Below are 24,845 nucleotides of genomic sequence, written 5' to 3'. Positions count from 1 at the left end.
CTGTCTTATTGAGGATAAATAAATGGAAGCACGGGTTAAATGGGTTGAGGATTTATCTTTTTTAGGAGAGTCTTCTTCTGGTCATCAAATCATGATGGATGGAAATTCTGGCGATAAAGCACCAAGTCCAATGGAGATGTTATTAATTGCAGCAGGTGGATGTAGTGCTATTGATGTCGTGAGTATTTTACGCAAAGGTCGCCATCAAGTAACTGATTGTGAAGTGAAATTAACTTCAGAGCGTCGCGAAGAGGCACCTCGTTTATTTACTGATATCAATTTACATTTCATTGTTTCTGGTAAAGAGTTGACTGATAAAATTGTTGAGCGAGCAGTTCAATTATCAGCGGAAAAATATTGTTCGGTTTCTTTAATGCTGGGTAAAGCCGCCCATATTACTCATTCATTTGAAATAAAAGTTTCTGAATAAAGTTGATAATTTAAAATAGTTTTTAACTAATAAAATAATATCCCTTTTATCGACGGGATATTATTTTTTACAAAATAGATATACGCTTATCTAACTAATTTTTTCACCATTTAATAATTTTCTGACTAATGGCGCCATAATTAATTCCATCGCTAAACCTAATTTTCCGCCAGGAACCACAATGGTATTTATTGTTGACATAAATGAGCCATGCAACATCGCCAGTAAATAGGGAAAATCGATATCAGTAAGACCTCGAAAGCGGATCACAATAAAACTTTCATCTAAAGTCGGGATAGCTTTTGCTGAAAATGGGTTTGAGGTATCAACAGTAGGTACACGCTGAAAGTTAATATGAGTACGAGAAAATTGCGGAATAATGTAATTAATATAGTCATCCATTGAGCGAACAACGGAGTCTTTTACTGCTTCTAGTGAATGTCCTCGTTCTGTCGTGTCACGCGTTAATTTTTGTATCCACTCAAGATTGACTATTGGCACAACACCCACCAGTAAATCGACATGTTGTGCGACATCGTGTTCTTGCGTTACAACTCCACCATGTAGCCCTTCATAAAAAAGCACATCTGTTTTTTCAGGTAAAGCTTCCCAAGGTGTGAAAGTACCTGGTAGTTGATTATAAGGAATGGCTTCATCATAAGAGTGAAGGTATTTACGACACTCTCCTTGACCTGTCTCACCGTAATTGATCAATGTAGAACTTAATAGGCTAAAGTCATTTGCTTCAGGACCAAAATAGCTAATATGCCTGCCTTGTTCTTTCGCTTTTCTGATTGCCATATCCATTTCAGGACGGGTATATCGATGAAAACTATCCCCTTCAATTAGTGCCGCATTTGCATTAAGTTGCTGAAATATTTTACGAAAAGCTTGACTAGTCGTTGTGGTTCCCGCACCGCTAGAACCAGTGATGGCAATGATCGGGTGTTTGATAGACATAAAATGATGCTCCTTTGTCAATACGAGGGAGAGCCTATCCCTCGCGGGTAGATGCCACGTTATTAACTAATAAGCTTAATTAATCAGGGCGAAACTGTGATGCGGGCATGATATTGACGCTTTCATGTAACTCTGACCAAACTAATACGGCTTCACCTGATGAAAGCTGTTTTTTTACATCGGCGACTTTTTGTTCAAGCGTCTTCTCTTGGATACCATAATCAGTCCCTTCTCGTAAAACAAAACTTTCAATCAAGCTCTCTAGCGTATCAGTCGAAAGTTCTTTCCAAGGAATAATCATTTTGATTTCTCCAAGTAGGTTGTTAGCCAATCAGGGATACGGTTTTCAAGCCACATTATGGGTTTTGACAATTTGCCACTCACAAAACCAACGTGCCCACCAAATTCAGTTAACTGATATTCAATATTATTAGGCAATGAAGTTACATCAGGTATTACATCAGAAGACATAAAAGGATCGTCTTTTGCATGGATGATCAAGGTCGTTTTCTTGATCTGGTTTAATAAAGGCAATGCACTGCATTGGCGATAGTAATCAAGTGCGTCTTTAAAACCATGAATTTTTGCTGTAATAAGGTCATCAAATTGACGCAGTTTTTTGATCGATTTAATCGTTAATAAGCTAATAGGTAATGATTGTGGGTAACGAATAAGTTTTCGTGTTGCATTACGTTTTAACCCTTTTAGCAAATACCACTGATAAAAACGTGAAAAACCGTGTTCAATTTTAGTTGAGCAAGGTTCTAGCATTAACGGTGCTGAAACTATCACTGCGGCATCAAGCACAGCGCTCTCGCCACTTTCAGCAAGATAATAAGCCAACATATTGCCACCAAGAGAATAGCCTACAGCGGCAGTGGGTTGTTCACCAAATTCCGTTTTTAACCAATTAAGAAAATATCGCGCATCTTCTGTTTCACCGGAGTGATAAATTCTTTTTTGTCTATTGGGTTCGCCACTGCATCCTCGAAAGTGCATTACCACGCCTAACCAATCACGCGCTTTCGCAGCGGCTAACATGCCATGAACATAAGGGCTACTAAAACTGCCCTCTAAGCCATGAAAGATAACCAAGCGAGGTTTGTGTTGCGCTTGATTCGGATCTTCACTCCATGCTAAATCGACAAAATCATTATCAGGGAGATTGAGACGCTGCCAATAAGGCGTTAATAGTGGTGTTCTACGCACTATTCGTGGCAAAAGTGTTTGTAAGTGCGGATTTTTAGCCCAGCGCATGGGATTAAAGTATTGAGACATATTTTTGTTTATCAAAATGAATTAACACTTGTTTGCTAAATAACATACTGCTATTTTCGATGAAAATAAAACATCTGTCACATCTTTGAGCTTTATCATGACGACCAGCCTCGTTTTTTCTTTAAGTATTTTTCTGTTTATCGCTGCTATAACACCAGGACCCAACAATTTATTGTTAACGTCTTCTGGCGCACATGTGGGATTTAAAGGCTCATTAAAATTGATGGCAGGCATTATACTCGGAATGCAGTGTGTTTTGCTGAGTTCTGCATTTGGTATTGCTGCATTATTGATTATTTATCCTGCGTTGCATATAGGATTAAAGGTGATAGGTAGTACTTATTTACTTTGGCTAGCTTGGAAAACAGCAACATCTAATTATCAACGGCTTGATATATCAGCACAAACGGCACAAACCGTGAGTTGGTTTCAGGGGGGATTATTACAATTTCTGAATCCCAAAGCATGGATAATGGGGTTGGGTGCAGTAGGCAGCTTTAGTTTATCCGGTGATGCATACTTTGGTTCAATTGGTGTTATCAGTGTAGTAATGGTGATTGTTAACTTAGTCGCAGGTATTGCATGGATTTTAGGTGGAACCTTAATTAGCTTATTCTTACAAAGTCGGCGCTCTTGGTTTATTTTCAATATCACAATAGGATTATTAACCGCAGCTTGTGTCCCTTTGATATGGTTTGAGTAAAATGATTAAATAATAAAAAAAGGATAAATAGCAGTACGCTTATCAGGCTAATTAAAATGATTTTTTTTAGGTTTAAGTGATAGGTTATTTTATTTTTTAGGTTAAAAATAGCGAATAACTCTATTAAAATAGAGTGCTTAGATTATCTGCAATTCTGTTAATCTATGATATAGTTCATTTGATATTAAATATGAATTTATTTAGTATGCTAATTATCATCACTGTATTAGTCGTTAGTGTAAGCTAATGGTGATAGATAATGTTGTAAATTAATAGTTAAAACGTAAACTATTATCTTTATTCTGTTTAATTTTACCCCTGAAAATTAAGAAATGACTTGTATTATGATAGAATTATTTATTCCAATTAATGTATTGTAATTTAAGTGTTTTTTGCTTTTTGTAAACGGTTTATCTAGTCTGTTATATTTTAAATTGATTTTATTAAGTATAAATGAGAAAAATCATAGTTCCTTATTGACCTAAAGGAATAAATTATTATTAATAAAAATCAAATGCTTTTAAAAATCATATCTATTTAATAGAATAATAGTATTTTCTATAAAACATTATTATTATAGAAAAGAGTTTATTTACCACATTATTGCTTTCATTACACTTAATAAAATAGCTCTTCTTGTTTTTAATTGATTTTATTCCAAAAACTTAATTATTGAAGGCGATAAACTCGTTATCAAGAATTAGACCATTATAACTATATAGTACTTTAAGTGGATATTGTCATTATGCCGACATTAACGAAGATCGCGTGGATTAAACCAGGGATGGCAACAAATCAACGTAAGATAGCAGATTATATTCTAGCCAACCCTGAAAAAACGGTCACGCTTTCATCGCAGCAATTAGCTGAGATTATGGGGGTTAGTCAGTCCGCTATTGTGAAGTTTAGTCAAAAAATAGGGTTCAAAGGTTTTCCGTCATTAAAATTAGCCATTAGTGAAGATTTAGGGCGAAAACAGGCTAATTCAGATGCGGGTTCAAATATCTTACATAACCAGATTAATGCCGATGATAGCTTAGTTGTTATTGCACAAAAATTAGCGCAAGAGAAAAATAATTCTATTAGTGATACAACACGCCAAATTAATTATCTTCACTTTGAAAAAGTAATCCAACTTATTGATGAAGCAGCAAGAGTTCAAATTATAGGCATTGGTGGTTCTGGATTAGTAGCAAGAGATTTGAGCTATAAACTGCAAAAAATTGGTATTACGACACTGATTGAAACCGATCACCATGTGCAAATTTCTGTTGCTCAGATGTTAAGTCCAAAAGATTTACAGATAGTCATTTCTTATTCAGGCAAAAGAAAAGATATGCTTGTTGCTGCAACGGTAGCCAAAAAGCAGGGTGCAAAAATTATTGCGATAACGGGAGAGAAGTATTCACCGTTAGGAAGGCTCTCAGATTATACATTAGAAACAATTGCAGATGAAGGTGAGTGGCGAAGTGCATCTATCTCTTCTCGTACTGCGCAAAATACAATTACAGATCTTATTTTTATGGCGTTATTAAAGAAACGCGATGAAAATGCCAAGATTTTAGTATTAAGTTCACAGGCGTTAATTAATAGCCTTGATGATTAAAAATTTTGAACTGATTCAAAATTCTAATATTTAAATGTAGGTATTTACACTTATTACTAAAGTTATTCTCTCTACAGCCGAAACGGTAGTTATTTGAGCGATCTTTTTTAATTGAGATGTTTTGATTTCAATGTCGAGGAGAGTAACTAATGCGTAACAACCAACCGGTGACACAGCGAGAATACCCGGTATCTGAAAACGCAACACTAATGTCAACAACAGACCTTGAGGGCAATATTATTTATGCCAATGAGGACTTTGTTGAGGCTAGTGGGTTTTCAGTTGATGAACTAGTGGGGCAACCCCATAACATTGTCCGGCACCCAGATATCCCTTCTGAAGTGTTTAAGGATATGTGGAAAACGTTAAAGCAAGGAGGTATTTGGACCGGCATCGTTAAAAATAGGCGTAAAAATGGCGATCATTATTGGGTAAGGGCAAATATCACTCCGATTATTCGCCAAGGTAAAATACAAAGTTTTATGTCTGTAAGGACTGCCGCAAAAAAAGAGGAAATAGCACAAGCCTCGGCACTTTACAGCGGATTTAATCAAGGAAACTACCCATCACAAACCTTTTTAAAAGGCGCTTTTGTTTATAAGGGCTGGCAACGTTGGCGCTCATGGAACCAAACGATTTCGTTAAAACAACGTCTTCGCTTACTTATTTTATTACCCCTTCCATTTATGCTGCTTAGTGCATGGTTTGCTGGATTAAGCAGCTATGCGCTTCTATTTCATGCCGTGATTTTACTTTTATTACTTATGGTTAATGAGAGAGTACTTTATTTCCAAATTATTAAACCGATTAAAATCTTAAATGAACAGGCAAATCGTGTTGCCACAGGAGATGAGCATAACGTCGCTTATTTAAACCGTATTGATGAAATAGGAATGACACAGCGTTCTGTTAATCAGCTAGGACGAATGTTTCGTTGGCTAGTGAGTGATGTTAGTCACCAAATTCATCAGGTTGATATTTCTTGTGACCAACTTGCGGCAGGAAATCGAGATTTGTATATCAGAACAGAACAAACCGCCAGTAATGTAGAAGCGACGGCTTCAACGATGAATGAATTAACCACGGCAGTAAGTAGTAACAGTGAAACCGCGGGGCAAGCCAATAACTTATCAAATATCACCTGTAGTGCGGCGATTAAAGGAGGAACTGCAATGGATAATATCGTTAACACGATGAATGACATTGCTAAAAGCTCAGATCGTATCAGCAATATTATTGGCGTAATTGATAGTATTGCTTTTCAAACGAATATATTAGCGCTGAATGCTTCAGTAGAAGCGGCTAGAGCAGGAGCACAAGGTCGTGGCTTTTCTGTGGTTGCTACCGAAGTGCGTAATTTGGCACAACGTAGTGCTGAGGCAGCAAAAGAAATAAAAATGCTAATTAATACATCTAGCAATAATATTCGAGTCGGTTCAAAGCAAGTGAATGAAACCGTGGGCACAATGGAAGATATCGTTGTGCATGTTAAGAATGTCACTGACCTTATCGGTGAGATTAGCCTCGCATCGTCAGAACAGAGTGCTGGATTAAAAGAGCTAGGTAGAGCCGTTGAAAAACTGGAATCAATTACTCATGAAAATGCCAATTATGTTTCTAAGGCATCAACAATTTCAGGAGAAATGAAAGTACAAACTAATTATTTAGTCAGTGCTATCAACGTATTCCATTAAGTTTTTTTAAAAAAAGACACCTAATTTATTTAGGTGTCTTTGTGTTACTAAATGATGAAGTCAATACGCTATTTAAACTTAAAAGCTTGTCCAGTCGTCATCTTCATCACTGTTTATTGCAGGTTCTTTGGTTGGTTTTTTCTCTTTAATGACTTCTTTTTTTACTCTATTACCGGTTTTAACACTCTCTTTTTGAAATGATTTTTCTGTAATAGTGTGATTTTCTACACTATTTTTAGTGCTGCTTTTTGCCTGTTGTTCGCTTTCAGCAGTTTTAAACTGCTCAACAATTTGCTCTAAATTACCCGCTTCTTCCGTTAGTAAGCTCGCTACTGCTGATGATTGCTCTACCATGGTGGCGTTTTGCTGTGTGGCTTTATCCATCTCATTAACAGCAAGGGTCACTTGTGTTATCCCTCGAGTCTGCTCTTCAGATGCAGAAAGAATTTCGCTCATAGAATCTTCAACATGTTTTACTGAAGTTAATATCTCACTCATTGAAATACTGACTTGCTCAACTAAATCATTACCATGACGAACTCTGTTTATTGAGGCATCAATGAGCTCTTTGATCTCTTTTGCTGCTTCAGCACTACGTTGTGCCAACTCTCTCACTTCGGTAGCAACCACAGAAAAACCACGACCTTGTTCACCTGCACGTGCTGCTTCTACTGCGGCGTTTAAAGATAAAATATTGGTTTGAAAGGCAATGCTATTAATAACAGCGGTGATTTCGCCAATCTTTTGTGAACTATCTGCGATATCAGTCATGGTTTTAACCATTCGATTAGTCACGTCACCGCCTTTACTTGCGATGTTAGAAGTTTGATTTACCAGATGTGAAATTTCTCGTGCACTTTCAGTATTATTTCTTACTGTTGCGGTGAGCTGTTCCATACTTGAGGCGGTTTCTTCTAATGCACTAGCTTGTTCTTCGGTACGACAAGAAAGGTCTGTATTGCCAGCAGAAAGCTCTTGAACACCAGTATAAATATGGTGGCTGGTACCGCGAATCGCATTGACGATTAATGAAAGTTCAGCTCGCATATACTGAATGCCATTAATTAATTGATCAATTTCGTTATTACCTTTCGCCTTAATATCTCTGTTTTCAAGCAAGTTACCTTGAGAGATTTCAGACATATATTCGATGATTTGATTGATACGTAAAACGATATTGCGACGTAGCCAAATCATAACAAGGACGGTAAATGCGATAAAAACACACATAAAAACAAAGGCGAGGATTAATGTGCGTTCATAGTTACCTTGTGCAGCTTCAATTGCATGGGCAACAACATTATCACTTAAGTGATCACTTGCTTCGTACAACGCGTTAGTAAAACGTTCATTGGTGTTGTGTGCATAGAGTGATTGAAAACCGTAAAAGTCTCGAATTTCTAAAGAAGAGACTAATTGATCAAGATCGTAGAGGACACGAGTAAATAGCTTCTTCATGGCATCTAGTTTTTCTGGATCATAGTCTATTTTCTGAGCAATGCTAAAGTAGTCCGCCATGATAAGAGAAATTTCTTTTTTACGCTCCGGATAAGTTGAGATAAAAGAAGTAATTTTTTCTTGTGCAATATCCGGTGTGAGTTGTGCATCAAGCATTACATTAAGCATCTCCTCACGTAACTTATTGAGTCTCGCGTAACCATAATCCATCGTTTTCATCTGTTCAAAGCCGTGAGCTAATTGTGAGATCCGTTTATTGGTTAAATTAGAATCACGGATACTCATTACGCCAGAAAAAAGTTGAATAGCGCAAAACAGTATTAAGATAAACATCAAGCCATTAGATATTTTTATTCGTTTAAGCATAGCCTTACCTATTTAATAAATTTGTAGGATAAACAGCAAGGAGCGACAAACATACATCAATTAAACTTATTCGGCTTAATATATAAAAACTTTACCTTTTCTATACTATTTATGGCTAAAAACGACTTGTTTTTCTTTTTTTAGCTTTAATTAACAGCTAATAACTAAAATTTTCTAATGGCATCTATAATTGCCTATAAGTACATTATCTTACTCATTAGCCGTGTTAATTGTTAATTATTAAGATTTAATAATGTTTTTTGGAGGGAATCTCTTTATTGCAGCGAGGTTTTATTATTAGCTATCTTTTTATATTTTAATAAGTGAAATGAAATTTAGCGGTTAGTAAACGCAATTTGCTGGCATTTCATACAAACGGTTTTTTCTACTCTAGAAAATCAAGAGATTTTAATTTTTATGTATAAAATTTGAGAAAAACACTCCCAATCTTATGATTGGGAGTGGCGTAGGTAGAGGTATTTGGCGTGTAATGTGTATAACGAATAAGTTGTCATCAACAAGCTTATCGCGTTACAACACTAATCAGAAACTTTCCCAATTATCATCAGCTTCATTATTATTTGACTTGATGGTTGGTGTTTTTGCTGTTTTTACAACTTCTGTCTCATATTTCCTTGCTGAAAATGTTGGCAACGTTGTTGATGTTTCTTGCTCTACTTTAAATGTATTCACAATCATATCTAACATGCCAGCTTGTTCACTTAATGTTGCTGATGCCGCTGTTGATTGTTCAACCATTGCTGCATTTTGCTGTGTGGCTTTATCCATCTCATTAACAGCAAGACTAATTTGAGCAATACCACGAGTTTGTTCTTCTGATGCAGATAAAATCTCTTTCATTGAACCAGAGACATGATTAACTGAAGTCACGATTTCACCCATTGACATACTGACTAGTTCAACGAGTTCATTTCCTTGTCTTACTCGCAAGATGGTGGATTCGATTAGCTCTTTGATCTCTTTTGCTGCTTCTGCACTACGTTGTGCTAAGTTACGTACTTCGCTTGCAACAACAGAGAATCCACGACCTTGTTCGCCCGCTCTTGCCGCTTCAACAGCCGCATTTAGTGCTAGGATATTGGTTTGGAAAGCAATGTCATCAATAACAGCTGTGATTTCACCAATCTTTTGTGAGCGGTCAGCGATGTCAGTCATTGTCATCACCATTTTATTACTGTGATCGCCACCTTGAACTGCGATATCCGCCGTGCTGATTACTAACTCAGTTACTTCTCGAGCGCTTTCTGTGTTGTTACGAATAGTTGCCGTCATCTGCTCCATGCTTGATGCGGTTTCTTCTAATGCGCTGGCTTGTTCTTCGGTTCTACTTGATAAGTCATTATTACCCGCTGCAATTTCTTGTACGCCAGTATAAATATGGTTGCTGCTATTTCGGATAGAAGTCACCATCTCTTTTAATCGAGCACGCATTTGTTGCAGACCAAGCATTAATTGGTCAATTTCATTATTGCCAGAAACATCTGTATCAATACGACCAATCAGATCGCCTTTCGCAATGGCTTCTTGATAAGTGATCATTTGGTTGATACGGACAATAATGTGTTTGCGGATCCAGAAAAGAACTAGCGTCGTGAAGATGAGGAAAATGCCCATAAAGAGTGAGGCTATCCACAACATACTGTGATAGTTATCTTCAGCTTCAATGACTGAAGGATTAACAACATCATCGGTAATAAAGTCAGTGGCTTCATACAATGAATTGGTAAAATTAGTATTTGCTGGGCTTTTTAAGATTAAAGTAATCGCATTGACATTGCGCTCACCTAAATATTGAGCGAGAAGATCTAAATCAGTACGGCTTTTTTGATAAAGCTGTTTGATATGTGCCATTCGCTGTTGGTCAAAACCTGTTTTTGCGGATAAATCAACATACTCATTCATCAACTTATCAACTTCAGCTTTGCGCGTATTCATGGTTTGCATAAATTCAGTCACATTAGCATCTTCTTTGCTTGGATTTGATATGTAACTAAATGCTTGAGCAATAATATCTGTGCGTAATGTATTTAATTCCGCATAGGTATTATCCATGGTACGTAGTTGATCAAAACTGTATGAAATTAATTTAAGTTTATTTTGAGTCTGGTAAGCATCATGAATGCTTTGTACTCCAGAAATCACCTGAATAATACAAAACAGAGTCAGGACACACATTAAACCTTGAGAGATTTTAATTCGTTTTAACATAACCCTACCTATTAGCTTTGCCTTTACTTTCGTAAGTGGGAGGTCCACTTAGCAGAATGATTAATTCGGCTGGAATGTTAAAAACTTTAGTGCGAAATAGTTTATTTCCCTTACTTAATACAAATGATAGGTAAATAAAAGATAGACTATTATTTTAATTGGGGTATTGCGACAAAGGTCGATATTATCTTTTGTGTAATTAGTGCTGTAGTAAAATGAAATAAATGTACTAAGCAAAATGGATTATATAAATTTTCAGAATGAATAAGGCAATAAAAAATAAGAGAGCTGCTTTGGCTAAAACAGTTCTCTTATTTATATATTAAATATTATTATTGTGATTCAAATGCAGTCGTCATTTCTTCAAGCGTTTCTTGTAATGTCATCCATTCCATTTCCACTTCTTCAAGCGCTGATTTTGTTACACCTTGACGATTTAAGTAGTCAGAAAGCTCATTTTTACGGCTGATATCATAAATTCCGCTGTCTGAAAGAGCTGTTTCAATATTGGCTAACTCTTGACTTAACTTATCCATTTTACTTTCTAAGGTCGTGAGTTTTTTGCGTAAAGGCTGAGTCTGCTGTCTAAATTCTGCTTCTTTACGTTTCTGCTCTTTTTTGTCTTGAGCACTTAAATTAGAGGTATTTGCACCATTGTCTTTTTCTTGCTGACTTTTATTTTCTTGTGTTTCTTGACGATTTTGATCAACCAGCCATTGCTGGTAGTCATCAAGATCACCGTTAAATGGCTCTACTTGGCCATCGTGAACGAGATAAAGATCGTCAGTGGTTGAGCGTAATAAGTGGCGATCATGAGAAACAACAACGATTGCCCCTTCAAAGCTGATTAACGCTTCTGTTAGTGCTTGTCGCATATCTAAATCAAGGTGGTTGGTTGGCTCATCCATTAACAGTAAATTTGGGCGTTGCCAAACCAGTAGTGATAAAACAAGACGTGCTTTTTCACCACCAGAAAACTGACCGCAAGCATCAGTGACTTTATCACCATGAAAACCAAAGCCTCCAAGGTAATCACGTAATTTTTGTTCAGTCTCTTTCGGTGCCAAACGTGTTAAGTGCTGTAATGCTGACTCGTCAGAACGTAAAAATTCTAATTGATGTTGAGCAAAATAGCCGAGCTTAATCCCTTTTGATAAGCCAATTTTACCTTGTAACGGCTCAATTTCATTGGCAAGTAATTTAATCAGTGTTGATTTACCCGCACCATTACGACCAAGTAAACCAATACGAGACCCAGGAATTAAATTAAGCTTGATATCATTGAGGATAACTTTATCGCCATAACCTGCGCTGATTTTTTCCATTGATAGTAATGGATTGGGTAGGCTTTCAGGTTGACGAAAACTAAAGTGAAAAGGGTTATCTAAATGTGCAGGCGCAACGCGCTCCATGCGTTCTAGCATTTTGACGCGGCTTTGTGCCTGCTTAGCTTTTGTTGCTTTGGCTTTAAAGCGGTCGATAAAACTTTGTAGATGCGCGATTTTACCTTGCTGATTTTCAAATAATGCTTGTTGCTGAGCGAGTTTTGTTGCTCGTTGCATCTCAAAGGAAGAGTAGTTTCCTGAGTATTCAAATATCTTTTCTTGCTCAATATGTAAAATTTTATCCACGATAGGATCAAGAAAATCGCGGTCATGGGAAATTAGAATTAAAGTGCCAGTATAACTCTTGAGCCATTTTTCTAGCCAAATAACCGCATCTAAATCTAAGTGGTTGGTGGGTTCATCAAGGAGTAATAAATCAGAACGACAAATCAGCGCTTGAGCAAGGTTTAAACGCATTCTCCAACCACCAGAGAATGATTTCACTGGTTCATTGAGTTGTTGTTGGCTAAAGCCTAATCCATTGAGTAGCGTCGCAGCGCGCGATTGAATTGTCCATGCGTTAATTGCATCTAATTGCCCATGAATTAGTGCAATAGCATGACCATCATTAATATCATTGGCTTTTTGTAAACGCTGTTCAAGTGTGCGGTATTCTCTATCGCCATCAATGACATAATCAATCGCGGGAATATCGAGTGCGGGTGTTTCTTGATTCACCCATGCCATCGCCCAAGAACTTGGGAAGGTAACATTACCCGCTTCAGCTTGTAGCTCGCCTTTTAATAATGAGAGTAGTGTGGTTTTACCGCAGCCATTTTTACCGACTAAACCAATTTTCTGTCCTGGGTTAATGGTGGCACTGGCATTTTCCAGCAGCACTCTAACGCCACGGCGAATTTCTAAAGAAGAAAAAACAATCATAGATATCGTCTATTAAGAGTATGTTAAATTAATATATAGAATAAGTTGTTCGTAACAGTTGGTCACAATGCGTGCATGGTAACGGAAAAATCTGTTTCTGACACGCTTTGTAAGGAGGAGTGGTGTCAAACGCATCAAATGTATTACTAATCTATGTGCATCCCGAACCGCGACAATCCGTCGCCAACAAGGCGTTATTGAATGCGGTGAGGGATTTAGAGAACTTAACTATTCATGACTTGTATGCGGTTTACCCCGATTTTTTTATCGATATTCATCATGAACAGTCTCTATTATGCCAACATCAGGTGATTGTATTTCAATTTCCACTACAGACTTACAGTTGTCCTGCTTTATTAAAAGAGTGGCAAGATAGGGTGCTTACTCGTCCTTTTGCTAATGCCGACGGCGTGGGACGAGCTCAATTAAAAGGGAAAGCATTTCGGTGTGTCGTGACAACCGGTGAGCCTGAACATGCTTATCAGCACAATGGAAAAAATCGTTATACGCTATCTGAATTGTTGCGACCATTAGAATTGATGGCTGAAATGTGTGGTATGCGTTGGTTATCACCAATGATTGTCTATTCAGCAAGAAAGCAGCCCAAAGTAACGTTGACTCATATTGGTGATGCTTATCGTCAATGGTTAAGTGCGCCTCTTGAAGGAGAACAAGCCTGATGGACGATAATTGGATGATAAAAGCGGTGCTGTTTTTCCTTTGTGCTGCGGTGGTAATGGTCCCTATTGCTCAACGTATTAAAATTGGTGCTGTTTTAGGTTATTTGATTGCTGGTATTGTTATTGGACCTTGGGGATTAGGGCTATTTAAAGACATTGATAATATTTTGCATTTTGCTGAATTAGGTGTGGTTTTTTTAATGTTCTTGATAGGGCTAGAACTAAATCCAGCAAAATTGTGGGAGTTAAGACGCTCAATTTTTGGTGTAGGTTCAATGCAGGTCGTGTTTACGGTCTCTATTTTTGCCGGGCTAATTTTGCTATTTACTTCATTTTCATGGCAAGCCGCTGTGATTGGTGGCTGCGGTATTGCAATGTCATCAACAGCAATGGCACTGCAGCTTATGAATGAAAAGGGCATGAACCATAATGAAGGGGGACAACTTGGGTTTTCAGTTCTACTCTTTCAAGATATGGCAGTGATCCCAATCCTTGCCATTATTCCATTATTAGCTGGTGAAACGGCAAGTAGTGATTGGTATAAAATAGGATTAAAAGTAGCGGCATTTGCTGCATTGCTTATTTGTGGTCGCTATTTATTACGCCCACTTTTTCGTTTAGTTGTTAAATCGGGTGTTAGAGAAGTTTTTACTGCCGCTGCATTATTAGTGGTGTTGGGTGCTGCCCTGTTTATGGAAACACTCGGTTTCTCTATGGCAATGGGAACTTTTATTGCGGGTGTTTTATTAGCAGATTCTGAATATCGCCATGAATTAGAAATCTCTATTGAGCCATTTAAAGGGTTACTTCTAGGGCTCTTTTTTATCTCAGTCGGGATGTCGTTAGATATCGGTATTTTATGGCGTTACTTACCTGAAGTTTTGCTGGGCGTACTTATTCTTGTCTTGGTTAAAGCAATAATCCTTTATGGCATTGGGTGGCTGGCTGGTTTGCGTTTTTCAACACGATTACAGTTTTCTGCTGTCTTAAGCCAAGGAGGGGAATTTGCTTTTGTTGTATTTTCTACATCAATGGCAATGGGCGTTTTAGATAGCCAGCAAATGGCATTATTGCTGGTGGTTGTGACTCTCTCAATGATGACAACGCCTCTTGTGATGCAACTGACAGACGTTGTGTTATCTCGTCGTTATAATGAGGCACAAACGGATGAACAGCCTTTTGTAGAAAATAACCAACCTGAAGTGATTTTGGTCGGGTTTGGTCGTATGGGGCAGGTCGTTGGTCGTCTGCTAATGGCTAATAAAATTAATACCACCGTATTAGAGCATGATGTGGGCAGTTTAAGCACCATGCGTAAATATGGCTATAAAGTTTATTACGGTGATGCGACGGATCTTAACTTATTACGAGCTGCAGGTGCAGAACATGCCAAAGCGATTGTCATCACCAGTGATGAACCTGAATCAACGATGGAAATTGTGCATTTATGCCAGCGGCACTTCCCTAATTTACAAATTATCGCTAGGGCAAGAGGGCGTGTAGAGGCGCATGAGCTATTAAAAGCAGGCGTTACAGAGTTTAGCCGAGAAACATTTTCTAGTGCCTTAGAATTAGGGCGCAAGACATTGATTGAGCTGGGAATGCATCCTCATCAAGCTTATCGTGCTCAACAACATTTTCGTCGTTTAGATATGCAACTATTAAGAAAATTGGTTGATGAATCTCCAGAAGAAGTGTCGAATGTTTCACGTGTGAAAGAGGCTCGTCGAGAGTTAGAAGAGCTTTTTCATGAAGAGATCTTACAAGAACATCATCAACCAGATATTTGGGATGAATCTTTAACTGAAGCCATTCCCCAAACAATAAGAGAAAAAAAATCTATTGATAAACAGGAGAATTGACCCCATGTCTGCAATCCGTAAGCGCTTTATCGCAGGTGCAGTGTGTCCTCACTGTCAAGCTCAGGATACATTAAAAATGTGGCGAGAAGATAAAGTGGATATCGTGGAATGTGCTCAATGCGGCCATCAGCAAAGACAAACCGATGGTGAGGTAAATTCACTTGTTCGTGAAAATGAACAGGTCATTGGGATATTTACACCACAATAATTGTAGGTTTTTTTGATATAACCCGATACAGAAGATTTATTTTTCGTTACAATCGGAAAAATTTTGCCCACGGGTATGTAGGAGATGTCATGAAAGTAGCAAACGACTTGGTAGTTAGTCTGGCTTATCAAGTAAGATCAGAAGACGGTGTTTTAGTTGATGAGTCCACGGTGAGCGCACCGTTAGACTATCTGCATGGCCGTGGTTCTTTAATCAGCGGTTTAGAAAATGCATTAAATGGTCGCGAAGTCGGTGAGAAATTTGACGTAGAAGTTGCATCTGATGATGCCTACGGTCAATACGACGAAAATTTAGTACAACGCGTACCAAAAGATGTTTTTGTTGGCGTTGATGAATTAGAAGTTGGTATGCGTTTCTTAGCGGATACTGATCAAGGTCCAGTACCTGTAGAAATCACAGGTATCGAAGGTGATGAAGTTATCGTTGATGGTAACCACATGTTAGCAGGTCAAAACCTGAAGTTTCATGTTGAAATCATTGCTGTTCGTGAAGCAACTGAAGAAGAGTTAGCTCATGGCCACGTTCATGGTGAAGATGACGAAGAGCACGAATGTTGCGGTGGTCATGGTCACGGTGAAGAAGGCGGATGCTGTGGCGGTGGACATGGTCATGGTCACGACCATGGTGAAGAAGGCGGATGCTGCGGTGGCGGCGGACATGGTAAAGGTGGCCACGGTCACGGTAATGGCGGTTGTGGTTGCCAGCACTAATCTTCATTTAGAAATGTTAAAAGGAGCGCTTAAACGCTCCTTTTTTGTTGTCTGTAATATATTTCAATGCATTGAAATACAATGACTTACGTATTAATAGTGAGGCGGCGGTGTTTCATCTTCTGGTCGAGCAAGCATTGAAGGCTGCGTTGCTTTCAATCTTTCCGTTACCACTTTTAAATGCTCTTTAAAGCGGCTCATCTCAATTTGTTGCTGTGTAACCACTTGATTGAGCTCTTCAATAGTGGCATCTTGAAAAGCAATTTTACTTTCCAACTGAATGAGTAACTCTTCTATTTCCTTAATATCCATTGTGTTTTTCCTCCTTAAATACATCTTATTACGACGAAGATAGCCAATTAACTCGTAAAATTTAATCTTATTTACTGATATATACACAGGAAGACATAAATCTGGTTTGAGATAAAAGACTATTTTGTTAATGTGATAACACTCTGTGCTGACAAAAATCCTAACATTAACTGTTAAGAGTGTCGGCAAATTTTTTAAATTCATATAAAATTGCTAACAGCGGATGAGATCTACTCCGCAATGACAGCAAGAAGTGGTGCAAATCGTTTTTGCTAAGATCTATTATGATCGTTTGCACAAACGTAGCGATTCACTAATCAATACTGGAGAATGGGATGAAAGCTTTATTAAAAACGACGTTGCTGGCAACAAGTTTAGCATTTGCATTCAGCGCGCCAAACGCATTTGCTGAAGAAACCGCTAAAGTGCCAACATTAAACAGCGCGTTTAAAACTCAGGATGAGCAAAATGCATATGCTTTAGGTGCATCGATGGGTCGCTACATGGAAGCTGCATTGCAGGAACAAAAAAATATCGGTATTACATTAGACTCAAAACAGCTGTTAGCGGGTGTTCAAGATGCATTTAATAGCAAATCAAAATTATCTGATGCTGAAATCGAATTAACTTTAGCTGCATTTGAAGACCAAGTACGTAATGCAGCAACGATTAAAATGGAAAAAGAAGCCACTGAGAATAAAACAGCAGGTGATAAATTCCGTACCGAGTTTGCAGCAGAAAAAGGCGTAGTTAAAACTAAATCAGGTCTACTATATTTAGTTGAAAATACAGGTAAAGGTAAAACACCTACTGATGCTGATCGCGTAACTGTAAACTATAAAGGTATGTTGATCGATGGCAAACAGTTCGATAGTTCTTATGATCGTAATGAGCCACTGACTATCAGCCTAAAAAGTGTCATCCCAGGTTGGACTGAAGGTCTGAAATACATCAAAGAAGGTGGTAAAATCAAACTGGTTATTCCACCAGAATTAGGTTACGGTCAACGCGCAACGAGCGGAATTCCTGCTAACTCAACACTGGTATTTGAAGTTGAATTATTAAGTGTTGAGAGCGATAAATAATTTTTTAAATCGTGATGAGTCATGTTTAAATTAATGTGATTAATTAGCGAATTAACAAATAAAAATGCTGGATAATCTCCAGCATTTTTTTATGTTTTCATTTTGATGATGACTCAATTCTTTCTTCTACAATAATGGCTTTAGGTTTTTTAAAAACAAAGAGTAAACCAATAATAATCGCGCCCATTCCAGCTAAACTGAGTAACGACATTTTATTTCCCAAAAAGAGGTAATCCATTAACGCGGTAACACCGGGAACTAAATAAAATAGACTTGTAACATTGACGAGATTTCCCGTAGTCAGTAACCGATACAGTAGTAATTGAGCAACAACAGAGATAATAATCGCGAGCCATAGAACAGGAATAATAAAGCCAATATCTAAAGAGGCTTTAATTGGTTGAAAAGGCACAAACAATAAGCACAAGCCAAGGCTAACAACATATTGTAAAGGTAATGCATCCATTGGCGCTAATTGGAGTTTCTTTTGTGAAATCGCGCCAAAACTCATGCATAGTAAAGCGATGAGTGCATAAATCATTCCTGTTAATGAAAGTGCCGTATTAAATAAACTCTGTGCTACAACAAGAATGAGACCCGCAAGAGCGATAAGAAGTCCTAATAATCGCGTTGCGGTAAAATTACGTTCTATTATCCACAACGTAATTATGGGTTGAACTCCCATAATTGTTGCTAACATCCCCGGTGTAATACTATTAGCTAGAGCTAAAAGATAACAAATAGAATAACCGCCAATGATAAGTAAACCTACCCATGCAGTTTTAAGGCGACTGCCTTTAGGTGGTAAAAAACGATGACGTTGAAAACATAAAAAAGAGAGAAAAGCCAAAGCAATCACAAAACGCCAAGTTAAAATGGCAAAAGAGCTTCCGTTATCTAAGCCCCAACGTGAAAATATTGCGCCACTACTCCAAAGCAAGACGAATAATGTTGTTGGACCAAACTTAGCCCAATATTGGCGTAAAGACATAATGGTATACCTGCAAAATGAGGAAAAAAGAACTTAATAGCTTTAGTATGACTTGGAATAAATGACTTAAATAAAAAATTAACAAACGTTTATAATCAACATTTACGGGTATTAATTAAATGATTTATTTAATCTATTTATTAATCCAAACGAGTAAATCAAGCAACAAAAGCTGCGACAATAACCGTTGTATTAACAATAACCACTTTCATCGGAGGAGGTGAAGCTAGGGTTTCAATAGGTATAGGAGCAGCAAGTATTAATCCAATTATTGATATAGTTTGCTTGAATTTGCGAACTATCAGTCTATTCATAGGATTAACAACTCTTTAAAATAACAATTTCTCGAATATAGGAAATCTGTTGCAGGGTGTCAACTTTATTGCTTTCTTCTTAAAAGAGGTAATTTACAATAAAGAAATGAGTGATCGCTAAAGAATTACAAAGAAAATAGAGAAAAGCTGTGACCTATCACAAAGCTCTTATTCTAAGTAACTTGACGTAAATGTTCTTGCGATCTAACGTCGGAATTGTTCTTAACTCTGTTTTTACATTAAAAAAAATTTAATATTGAATTGATTCATAGTGATGAATCGTTATAAAAAATAGAACCTCAAGTCATTATCATAATTAAAGCCTTTAAGGATTATATAATCAATGTCTAGCCCGTTATTTTATGGTGACAGCAGCGAGTTTGAAAAACTAGATAGCAGACCTTTTGCCCAAACTGATCACGAGATTTTAAAAGCGTATGAAGCAGCGGTCGATGGTTTAGCGATGCTGATTGGTAACCATTGTGAAATCGTATTGCACTCTCTGGAAGATTTGAAATGTTCAGCGGTTAAAATCGCTAATGGGGAACATACTGGTCGTAAGATTGGTTCACCTATTACTGATTTGGCATTACAAATGTTACATGACATTACAGATGAAGATTCAAGTTTTTCAAAGGCTTATTTTACGCGAGCCAAAAGTGGTGCATTGATGAAATCTATCACTATCGCTATTCGCAACCGCGAACGTCGTGTGATTGGCTTACTATGCATCAATATGAATCTTGATGTCCCATTCTCCGATATAATTAAAACCTTTATTCCAGAAGAGACTCATGAAGTTGCTTCTGATGTTAACTTTGCCTCTTCTGTTGATGACTTGGTTGCCCAAACATTAGAGTTTACGATAGAAGAAGTGAACAATGACAGAGAAGTTGCCAATAACGCGAAGAATAAGCAAGTTGTTTTGAGTCTATATGAAAAAGGCATATTTGATATTAAAGATGCCATTAATCAGGTTGCCGATAGATTAAATATTTCTAAACACACCGTGTATCTTTACATCCGTCAGTTTAAGAATGGAGAATAAAATAACACGATGAATTCCCTGACATATTGTTTGGTTGTTACTGGTCCTCATTATGGTACAGAGCAAGCATCAAGCGCTTATTTGTTTGCCAATGCACTTATAGAAAAAGGGCATAAAATCGCTCAAGTATTTTTCTACCGTGATGGTGTGGCTAATGCGAACAAATTAGTTTCGCCAGCTAGCGATGAGTTTAATCTTCCTAAAGCGTGGTTAGCACTAGCCAAAGAGCATCACATTGCGTTGCAAGTGTGTGTCGCTGCGGCATTACGCCGAGGAGTTATTGATGAGCAGCAGGCAAAAGAGCAGGGAATTGATGGTGCTAATTTAGCAGCAGAGTTTGAGTTAAGTGGATTGGGATCACTGGCTCAAACAATGCTAACTTGTTCTCGTGTGGTGCAATTTTAATGAAAAAAATAAATTCAGTCGCATTTGTTTTTACGCAAGCACCCCATGGCAATACTGCTGGTCGAGAAGGACTAGATGCACTGCTTGCTACCTCTGCATTAACTGAGGAAATTGGTGTGTTCTTTCTCTCTGATGGTATATTTCAGCTAGTTGATAATCAACAGCCTGATGGCATCTTATCGCGCAATCATGCCGCAACATTTAAAGTATTACCCTTGTATGATATTACAAACATCTATGCATCGCAGGAAGACATAACTCTTCGAGGCTTATCAGCTCAAACACCGTTCGTGTTAGCAGCAAAAAAGTTATCACTTTATGATATTGCACAAAAATTACATGACTATGATGTGGTGTTACGTTTTTAATGGTTGAGTTAGTCGGGAAGGATGCACAGTTATGTTGTATACTTACAGCGTTTCTATTTATCAGAGTGATTTAGAGACATTTTTATCTTTATTGACAAAACAAGATGATGTTTTGTTAATACAAGATGGGGTACTTGCTGTTTTAGAAGGTAACCCCTTACTTAAATTTTGTCTTAAACAGCAAATTCCAATTTATGCGTTAATCGATGATGTTGTTGCTCGAGGTCTAAAAGATCAAGCATCTCATCACATTACCTTAGTCAATTATGGTGATTTTGTCGATTTAACTGTAAAACATCCCCAACAAATGCACTGGGGAGCGTAGAATTGCTGTATAATTCTTGACACATGAGCCCGTCAGCAATAAAATTCTGCGTCCTCATGTTTTGTCTTGTTGACAAGACAGAGTTCAAATCCGTGTTTACGAAGCAAAAACCAGGAGCTTTTTTTAAATGGCAACTATTAACCAGCTGGTGCGCAAATCTCGTAGCTCGAAAGTTGTTAAAAGCAACGTTCCAGCACTGGAAGCTTGCCCGCAAAAACGTGGCGTATGTACTCGTGTATATACTACCACTCCAAAAAAACCAAACTCAGCACTGCGTAAAGTATGCCGTGTTCGTTTGACTAACGGTTTCGAAGTATCTTCCTACATCGGTGGTGAAGGCCACAACTTGCAGGAGCACTCCGTTATCCTAATCCGTGGTGGTCGTGTTAAAGACTTACCAGGTGTGCGTTACCACACTGTTCGCGGCGCGCTGGACTGTTCCGGTGTTAAAGACCGTAAACAAGCTCGCTCTAAGTATGGTGTGAAGAAGCCAAAGGCTTAATGGTTCTCCGTTAAGTAAGGCCAAACATTTTTCACTATTAATGTCAAAATAAACTCATTGAGTTTTGGACAACCCTGAATTTAAACGGAGTATTTCCATGCCACGTCGTCGTGTAATTGGTCAACGTAAAATTCTGCCAGATCCTAAGTTCGGATCAGAACTGCTGGCCAAATTTGTTAACATTCTGATGGTAGACGGTAAAAAATCTACTGCAGAATCTATCGTTTATAACGCGCTTGAGACCCTGGCTCAGCGTTCTGGCAAAACTGAACTGGAAGCGTTCGATATCGCATTAGATAACGTTCGCCCAACTGTGGAAGTTAAGTCCCGCCGTGTTGGTGGTTCTACTTACCAAGTTCCAGTTGAAGTTCGCCCAGTTCGTCGTAATGCATTAGCAATGCGTTGGATTGTTGAAGCTGCTCGTAAACGCGGTGATAAATCCATGGCTTTACGCCTGGCAAATGAATTATCTGATGCGGCTGAAAACAAAGGCGCTGCTGTTAAGAAACGTGAAGACGTTCACCGTATGGCAGATGCAAACAAGGCGTTCGCACACTACCGTTGGTAATCAGCGGAGTATTGCAACTCTTTTCAGGACAGCTTTGCTGTCCTTTACCTGAATTGAACGCCCACGAGAGAGGAAAAAATGGCTCGTCAAACCCCCATAGCACGTTACCGTAATATCGGTATCAGTGCGCACATCGATGCCGGTAAAACCACTACAAGTGAACGTATTCTGTTTTATACCGGTGTAAACCATAAAATTGGTGAAACTCACGAAGGTTCAGCAACAATGGACTGGATGGAGCAGGAGCAGGAACGTGGTATTACTATCACATCCGCAGCAACTACTGCATTCTGGTCTGGTATGGCTAAACAGTTTGAGCCTCACCGTGTAAACATCATCGACACCCCAGGTCACGTTGACTTCACTATCGAAGTAGAACGTTCTATGCGTGTTCTTGATGGCGCGGTTATGGTTTACTGTGCAGTTGGTGGTGTTCAGCCTCAGTCAGAAACAGTATGGCGCCAGGCTAACAAATATCATGTACCACGTATCGCGTTCGTTAATAAAATGGACCGTATGGGTGCTAACTTCCTGCGTGTTGTTGAACAAATCAAAACACGTCTGGCTGCAAACCCAGTTCCTCTTCAGATCCCAGTAGGCGCTGAAGAACATTTCACCGGTGTTGTTGATTTAATCAAAATGAAAGCAATCCGTTGGAGTGAAGAAGATCAAGGTGTTAGCTTCGAATACGAAGACATTCCTGCAGACCTACAAGAGTTAGCAGAAGAGTGGCACAACAACCTGATCGAATCTGCTGCTGAAGCATCAGAAGAACTGATGGACAAATATCTGGGCGGTGAAGAACTGTCAGAAGCAGAAATTAAAGCTGCTCTGCGTAAACGCGTTCTAGATAACGAAATTATTCTGGTTACCTGTGGTTCTGCATTTAAGAACAAAGGTGTTCAGGCAATGCTGGATGCGGTTATTGAATACCTGCCAGCACCAACAGATGTTGCTGCAATCAACGGTATGTTACCAGATGGTAAAGATACCCCAGCAGAACGTCATTCAAGCGACGAAGAGCCATTCTCTGCACTGGCATTCAAAATCGCAACTGACCCATTTGTTGGTAACTTAACATTCTTCCGTGTGTACTCAGGTGTTGTAAATTCTGGTGACACAGTTCTGAACCCGATTAAAGACAGAAAAGAACGTTTTGGTCGTATTGTTCAGATGCATGCTAACAAGCGTGAAGAAATTAAAGAAGTTCGTGCGGGCGATATCGCTGCTGCTATTGGTCTGAAAGACGTAACTACAGGTGATACTTTATGTGCGATAGATGCACCAATCATCTTAGAACGTATGGAATTCCCAGAGCCAGTTATCTCTGTTGCTATCGAACCTAAGACTAAAGTTGACCAAGAAAAAATGGGTATCGCTCTGAACCGTCTGGCTCAGGAAGATCCATCTTTCCGCGTATCAAGCGACGAAGAAACTGGTCAAACAATCATCGCTGGTATGGGTGAGTTGCACTTAGACGTTCTGGTTGACCGTATGCGTCGTGAATTTAAAGTTGAAGCGAACGTAGGTAAACCTCAGGTAGCTTATCGTGAAACAATTCGCGATACAGTAACTGACATCGAAGGTAAGCACGCGAAACAATCTGGTGGTCGTGGTCAGTATGGTCATGTTGTTATCGACCTGTCTCCATTACCAGCAGGTGGTGAGCAAAACTACGTGTTTATCAACGATATCGTTGGTGGTGTAATTCCTAAAGAATTCATCCCAGCTGTTGATAAAGGTATTCAAGAACAGCTGAAATCTGGTCCATTAGCAGGTTACCCTGTTGTGGATATTCAGGCTCGTTTACATTACGGTTCTTACCATGATGTTGACTCCTCAGAAATCGCGTTTAAAATTGCCGCGTCAATGGCATTTAAAGACGGCTTCATGAAAGCTAAGCCAATTCTGCTTGAGCCAGTCATGAAAGTTGAGATTGAAACGCCAGAAGATTACATGGGCGACGTTATCGGTGACTTAAACCGTCGTCGTGGTATGGTTGAAGGTATGGACGATTTGCCTACCGGTAAGATCATCCGTGCTCAAGTACCACTGGCTGAAATGTTCGGTTATGCAACTGACCTGCGTTCACAAACTCAGGGTCGTGCTTCATACTCTATGGAGTTCTTGAAGTACAATGAAGCGCCTAGCAACGTCGCTCAGGCTATTATCGAAGCTCGTAAAGCGAAATAAGATCCTTTCGAGTTCAATTTAGTTTACGCTCCCTCTGCTAGAGGGAGCGATATTAAGGAATATAGTCGTGTCTAAAGAAAAATTTGAACGTTCAAAACCGCACGTTAACGTTGGTACTATCGGCCACGTTGACCACGGTAAAACAACTCTGACTGCTGCAATCACTACCGTTCTGGCTAAAACCTACGGCGGTGCTGCTCGTGCGTTCGATCAAATCGATAACGCACCAGAAGAAAAAGCTCGTGGTATCACCATCTCTACT

At 38.6% G+C, this 24,845-nt stretch carries 26 protein-coding genes; 17 read left to right on the top strand and 9 right to left on the bottom strand.

Annotation, left to right across the window (positions count from 1 at the left end; translation table 11 throughout):
* The first annotated feature begins 22 nt into the window (after positions 1-22).
* Entirely contained in the window at positions 23-430 is a 408-nt protein-coding gene (locus ABN099_RS13540; RefSeq protein WP_349464382.1) for an OsmC family protein, read from the top strand.
* A gap of 90 nt (positions 431-520) precedes the next feature.
* On the opposite strand, the gene ABN099_RS13535 is transcribed toward ABN099_RS13540, so the two are convergent.
* From ABN099_RS13535 to ABN099_RS13525, 3 genes are all read right to left on the bottom strand, one after another.
* Entirely contained in the window at positions 521-1,390 is an 870-nt protein-coding gene (locus ABN099_RS13535) for a phosphoribulokinase (protein WP_349464381.1), read from the bottom strand.
* 79 nt (positions 1,391-1,469) lie between these two features.
* On the bottom strand, positions 1,470-1,691 hold the full coding sequence (locus tag ABN099_RS13530) for a YheU family protein (RefSeq protein WP_349464380.1): 222 nt from the start codon (positions 1,689-1,691) through the stop codon (positions 1,470-1,472).
* Positions 1,688-2,668, bottom strand: coding sequence for a hydrolase (locus ABN099_RS13525; protein WP_349464379.1), 981 nt, complete (start codon positions 2,666-2,668; stop codon positions 1,688-1,690). Before ABN099_RS13525 ends, ABN099_RS13530 begins: the two co-directional genes overlap by 4 nt.
* A 97-nt stretch (positions 2,669-2,765) precedes the next feature.
* Here ABN099_RS13525 and ABN099_RS13520 point away from each other — a divergent pair, with 97 nt between their 5' ends.
* From ABN099_RS13520 to ABN099_RS13510, 3 genes are all read left to right on the top strand, one after another.
* Positions 2,766-3,371 carry a LysE family translocator gene (locus tag ABN099_RS13520; protein ID WP_349464378.1) on the top strand — a complete coding sequence of 202 codons (606 nt, stop codon included), beginning with the start codon at positions 2,766-2,768 and terminating at the stop codon, positions 3,369-3,371.
* Positions 3,372-4,116: 745 nt separating this feature from the next.
* Positions 4,117-4,977 carry an SIS domain-containing protein gene (locus ABN099_RS13515; RefSeq protein WP_349464377.1) on the top strand — a complete coding sequence of 287 codons (861 nt, stop codon included), beginning with the start codon at positions 4,117-4,119 and terminating at the stop codon, positions 4,975-4,977.
* Between the two features lie 149 nt (positions 4,978-5,126).
* Positions 5,127-6,671 carry a methyl-accepting chemotaxis protein gene (locus ABN099_RS13510; protein ID WP_349464376.1) on the top strand — a complete coding sequence of 515 codons (1,545 nt, stop codon included), beginning with the start codon at positions 5,127-5,129 and terminating at the stop codon, positions 6,669-6,671.
* 78 nt (positions 6,672-6,749) lie between these two features.
* On the opposite strand, the gene ABN099_RS13505 is transcribed toward ABN099_RS13510, so the two are convergent.
* The 3 genes from ABN099_RS13505 to ABN099_RS13495 form a co-directional block, all read right to left on the bottom strand.
* The gene (locus ABN099_RS13505; RefSeq protein ID WP_349464375.1) at positions 6,750-8,495 is read right to left on the bottom strand and encodes a methyl-accepting chemotaxis protein; all 1,746 of its coding nucleotides are present in this window, start codon (positions 8,493-8,495) and stop codon (positions 6,750-6,752) included.
* A 543-nt stretch (positions 8,496-9,038) separates the two neighbouring features.
* On the bottom strand, positions 9,039-10,724 hold the full coding sequence (locus tag ABN099_RS13500; protein ID WP_349464374.1) for a methyl-accepting chemotaxis protein: 1,686 nt from the start codon (positions 10,722-10,724) through the stop codon (positions 9,039-9,041).
* A 332-nt stretch (positions 10,725-11,056) separates the two neighbouring features.
* Positions 11,057-12,991: an ABC transporter ATP-binding protein gene (locus ABN099_RS13495; protein WP_349464373.1), complete on the bottom strand. Its 1,935-nt coding sequence runs from the start codon at positions 12,989-12,991 to the stop codon at positions 11,057-11,059.
* A gap of 122 nt (positions 12,992-13,113) precedes the next feature.
* Here ABN099_RS13495 and kefG point away from each other — a divergent pair, with 122 nt between their 5' ends.
* From kefG to slyD, 4 genes are all read left to right on the top strand, one after another.
* The gene (gene kefG, locus ABN099_RS13490; protein ID WP_349464372.1) at positions 13,114-13,671 is read left to right on the top strand and encodes a glutathione-regulated potassium-efflux system ancillary protein KefG; all 558 of its coding nucleotides are present in this window, start codon (positions 13,114-13,116) and stop codon (positions 13,669-13,671) included.
* Positions 13,671-15,533: a glutathione-regulated potassium-efflux system protein KefB gene (gene kefB / locus ABN099_RS13485; RefSeq protein ID WP_349464371.1), complete on the top strand. Its 1,863-nt coding sequence runs from the start codon at positions 13,671-13,673 to the stop codon at positions 15,531-15,533. The genes kefG and kefB overlap by 1 nt, the downstream gene beginning before the upstream one ends.
* A 4-nt stretch (positions 15,534-15,537) precedes the next feature.
* On the top strand, positions 15,538-15,741 hold the full coding sequence (locus ABN099_RS13480) for a YheV family putative zinc ribbon protein (protein WP_064718109.1): 204 nt from the start codon (positions 15,538-15,540) through the stop codon (positions 15,739-15,741).
* Positions 15,742-15,830: 89 nt separating this feature from the next.
* Complete coding sequence (gene slyD, locus ABN099_RS13475) at positions 15,831-16,472, top strand: peptidylprolyl isomerase (protein ID WP_349464370.1); 642 nt, start codon at positions 15,831-15,833, stop codon at positions 16,470-16,472.
* A 93-nt stretch (positions 16,473-16,565) separates the two neighbouring features.
* On the opposite strand, the gene ABN099_RS13470 is transcribed toward slyD, so the two are convergent.
* Positions 16,566-16,784 carry a SlyX family protein gene (locus tag ABN099_RS13470; RefSeq protein ID WP_064718107.1) on the bottom strand — a complete coding sequence of 73 codons (219 nt, stop codon included), beginning with the start codon at positions 16,782-16,784 and terminating at the stop codon, positions 16,566-16,568.
* A 335-nt stretch (positions 16,785-17,119) separates the two neighbouring features.
* On the opposite strand from ABN099_RS13470, the gene fkpA reads away from it, so the two are divergent.
* The gene (gene fkpA / locus ABN099_RS13465) at positions 17,120-17,869 is read left to right on the top strand and encodes an FKBP-type peptidyl-prolyl cis-trans isomerase (protein WP_349464369.1); all 750 of its coding nucleotides are present in this window, start codon (positions 17,120-17,122) and stop codon (positions 17,867-17,869) included.
* Between the two features lie 97 nt (positions 17,870-17,966).
* On the opposite strand, the gene ABN099_RS13460 is transcribed toward fkpA, so the two are convergent.
* Both ABN099_RS13460 and ABN099_RS13455 read right to left on the bottom strand, forming a co-directional pair.
* Positions 17,967-18,860, bottom strand: coding sequence for a DMT family transporter (locus tag ABN099_RS13460; RefSeq protein ID WP_349464368.1), 894 nt, complete (start codon positions 18,858-18,860; stop codon positions 17,967-17,969).
* Between the two features lie 158 nt (positions 18,861-19,018).
* On the bottom strand, positions 19,019-19,174 hold the full coding sequence (locus tag ABN099_RS13455; RefSeq protein WP_349464367.1) for a hypothetical protein: 156 nt from the start codon (positions 19,172-19,174) through the stop codon (positions 19,019-19,021).
* Between the two features lie 343 nt (positions 19,175-19,517).
* On the opposite strand from ABN099_RS13455, the gene ABN099_RS13450 reads away from it, so the two are divergent.
* The 8 genes from ABN099_RS13450 to ABN099_RS13415 all read left to right on the top strand — a co-directional run.
* A complete protein-coding gene (locus tag ABN099_RS13450) occupies positions 19,518-20,222 on the top strand; it encodes a helix-turn-helix transcriptional regulator (RefSeq protein ID WP_064718104.1) in 705 nt (234 codons plus the stop codon).
* 9 nt (positions 20,223-20,231) lie between these two features.
* On the top strand, positions 20,232-20,627 hold the full coding sequence (tusD, locus tag ABN099_RS13445; RefSeq protein WP_349464365.1) for a sulfurtransferase complex subunit TusD: 396 nt from the start codon (positions 20,232-20,234) through the stop codon (positions 20,625-20,627).
* On the top strand, positions 20,627-20,995 hold the full coding sequence (gene tusC, locus ABN099_RS13440; RefSeq protein WP_349464363.1) for a sulfurtransferase complex subunit TusC: 369 nt from the start codon (positions 20,627-20,629) through the stop codon (positions 20,993-20,995). The genes tusD and tusC overlap by 1 nt, the downstream gene beginning before the upstream one ends.
* Positions 20,996-21,026: 31 nt before the next feature.
* Complete coding sequence (gene tusB, locus ABN099_RS13435) at positions 21,027-21,320, top strand: sulfurtransferase complex subunit TusB (protein ID WP_349464362.1); 294 nt, start codon at positions 21,027-21,029, stop codon at positions 21,318-21,320.
* A 127-nt stretch (positions 21,321-21,447) separates the two neighbouring features.
* Positions 21,448-21,822 (top strand): 30S ribosomal protein S12, encoded by a 375-nt coding sequence (gene rpsL / locus ABN099_RS13430; protein ID WP_004236497.1) that lies wholly within the window; start codon positions 21,448-21,450, stop codon positions 21,820-21,822.
* Positions 21,823-21,919: 97 nt separating this feature from the next.
* Complete coding sequence (gene rpsG / locus ABN099_RS13425; RefSeq protein ID WP_064718100.1) at positions 21,920-22,390, top strand: 30S ribosomal protein S7; 471 nt, start codon at positions 21,920-21,922, stop codon at positions 22,388-22,390.
* Between the two features lie 78 nt (positions 22,391-22,468).
* Positions 22,469-24,583: an elongation factor G gene (gene fusA, locus ABN099_RS13420; protein WP_349464361.1), complete on the top strand. Its 2,115-nt coding sequence runs from the start codon at positions 22,469-22,471 to the stop codon at positions 24,581-24,583.
* Between the two features lie 67 nt (positions 24,584-24,650).
* On the top strand, positions 24,651-24,845 hold a 195-nt coding region (locus ABN099_RS13415), incomplete at its 3' end, for a GTP-binding protein (protein WP_228077987.1).

Source organism: Proteus hauseri, assembly GCF_040139125.1.
In the GTDB taxonomy this organism is placed as follows: domain Bacteria; phylum Pseudomonadota; class Gammaproteobacteria; order Enterobacterales; family Enterobacteriaceae; genus Proteus; species Proteus hauseri_B.
Note: the sequence above shows the minus strand (reverse complement) of the source record. Positions and strands in the feature narration are given on the sequence as shown.

What these genes read in the sequence shown, in the direction of transcription:
- ABN099_RS13450 (WP_064718104.1), top strand. Translation starts at nt 19,518, where the DNA reads ATGTCTAGCCCGTTATTTTATGGTGACAGCAGCGAGTTTGAAAAACTA.
- kefB (WP_349464371.1), top strand. Translation starts at nt 13,671, where the DNA reads ATGGACGATAATTGGATGATAAAAGCGGTGCTGTTTTTCCTTTGTGCT.
- ABN099_RS13525 (WP_349464379.1), bottom strand. Translation starts at nt 2,668, where the DNA reads ATGTCTCAATACTTTAATCCCATGCGCTGGGCTAAAAATCCGCACTTA.
- ABN099_RS13540 (WP_349464382.1), top strand. Translation starts at nt 23, where the DNA reads ATGGAAGCACGGGTTAAATGGGTTGAGGATTTATCTTTTTTAGGAGAG.
- ABN099_RS13535 (WP_349464381.1), bottom strand. Translation starts at nt 1,390, where the DNA reads ATGTCTATCAAACACCCGATCATTGCCATCACTGGTTCTAGCGGTGCG.
- tusC (WP_349464363.1), top strand. Translation starts at nt 20,627, where the DNA reads ATGAAAAAAATAAATTCAGTCGCATTTGTTTTTACGCAAGCACCCCAT.
- ABN099_RS13455 (WP_349464367.1), bottom strand. Translation starts at nt 19,174, where the DNA reads ATGAATAGACTGATAGTTCGCAAATTCAAGCAAACTATATCAATAATT.
- ABN099_RS13530 (WP_349464380.1), bottom strand. Translation starts at nt 1,691, where the DNA reads ATGATTATTCCTTGGAAAGAACTTTCGACTGATACGCTAGAGAGCTTG.
- ABN099_RS13460 (WP_349464368.1), bottom strand. Translation starts at nt 18,860, where the DNA reads ATGTCTTTACGCCAATATTGGGCTAAGTTTGGTCCAACAACATTATTC.
- ABN099_RS13505 (WP_349464375.1), bottom strand. Translation starts at nt 8,495, where the DNA reads ATGCTTAAACGAATAAAAATATCTAATGGCTTGATGTTTATCTTAATA.
- ABN099_RS13510 (WP_349464376.1), top strand. Translation starts at nt 5,127, where the DNA reads ATGCGTAACAACCAACCGGTGACACAGCGAGAATACCCGGTATCTGAA.
- ABN099_RS13520 (WP_349464378.1), top strand. Translation starts at nt 2,766, where the DNA reads ATGACGACCAGCCTCGTTTTTTCTTTAAGTATTTTTCTGTTTATCGCT.
- fusA (WP_349464361.1), top strand. Translation starts at nt 22,469, where the DNA reads ATGGCTCGTCAAACCCCCATAGCACGTTACCGTAATATCGGTATCAGT.
- slyD (WP_349464370.1), top strand. Translation starts at nt 15,831, where the DNA reads ATGAAAGTAGCAAACGACTTGGTAGTTAGTCTGGCTTATCAAGTAAGA.
- ABN099_RS13470 (WP_064718107.1), bottom strand. Translation starts at nt 16,784, where the DNA reads ATGGATATTAAGGAAATAGAAGAGTTACTCATTCAGTTGGAAAGTAAA.
- ABN099_RS13480 (WP_064718109.1), top strand. Translation starts at nt 15,538, where the DNA reads ATGTCTGCAATCCGTAAGCGCTTTATCGCAGGTGCAGTGTGTCCTCAC.
- ABN099_RS13495 (WP_349464373.1), bottom strand. Translation starts at nt 12,991, where the DNA reads ATGATTGTTTTTTCTTCTTTAGAAATTCGCCGTGGCGTTAGAGTGCTG.
- tusB (WP_349464362.1), top strand. Translation starts at nt 21,027, where the DNA reads ATGTTGTATACTTACAGCGTTTCTATTTATCAGAGTGATTTAGAGACA.
- rpsG (WP_064718100.1), top strand. Translation starts at nt 21,920, where the DNA reads ATGCCACGTCGTCGTGTAATTGGTCAACGTAAAATTCTGCCAGATCCT.
- tusD (WP_349464365.1), top strand. Translation starts at nt 20,232, where the DNA reads ATGAATTCCCTGACATATTGTTTGGTTGTTACTGGTCCTCATTATGGT.
- ABN099_RS13500 (WP_349464374.1), bottom strand. Translation starts at nt 10,724, where the DNA reads ATGTTAAAACGAATTAAAATCTCTCAAGGTTTAATGTGTGTCCTGACT.
- rpsL (WP_004236497.1), top strand. Translation starts at nt 21,448, where the DNA reads ATGGCAACTATTAACCAGCTGGTGCGCAAATCTCGTAGCTCGAAAGTT.
- ABN099_RS13515 (WP_349464377.1), top strand. Translation starts at nt 4,117, where the DNA reads ATGCCGACATTAACGAAGATCGCGTGGATTAAACCAGGGATGGCAACA.
- fkpA (WP_349464369.1), top strand. Translation starts at nt 17,120, where the DNA reads ATGAAAGCTTTATTAAAAACGACGTTGCTGGCAACAAGTTTAGCATTT.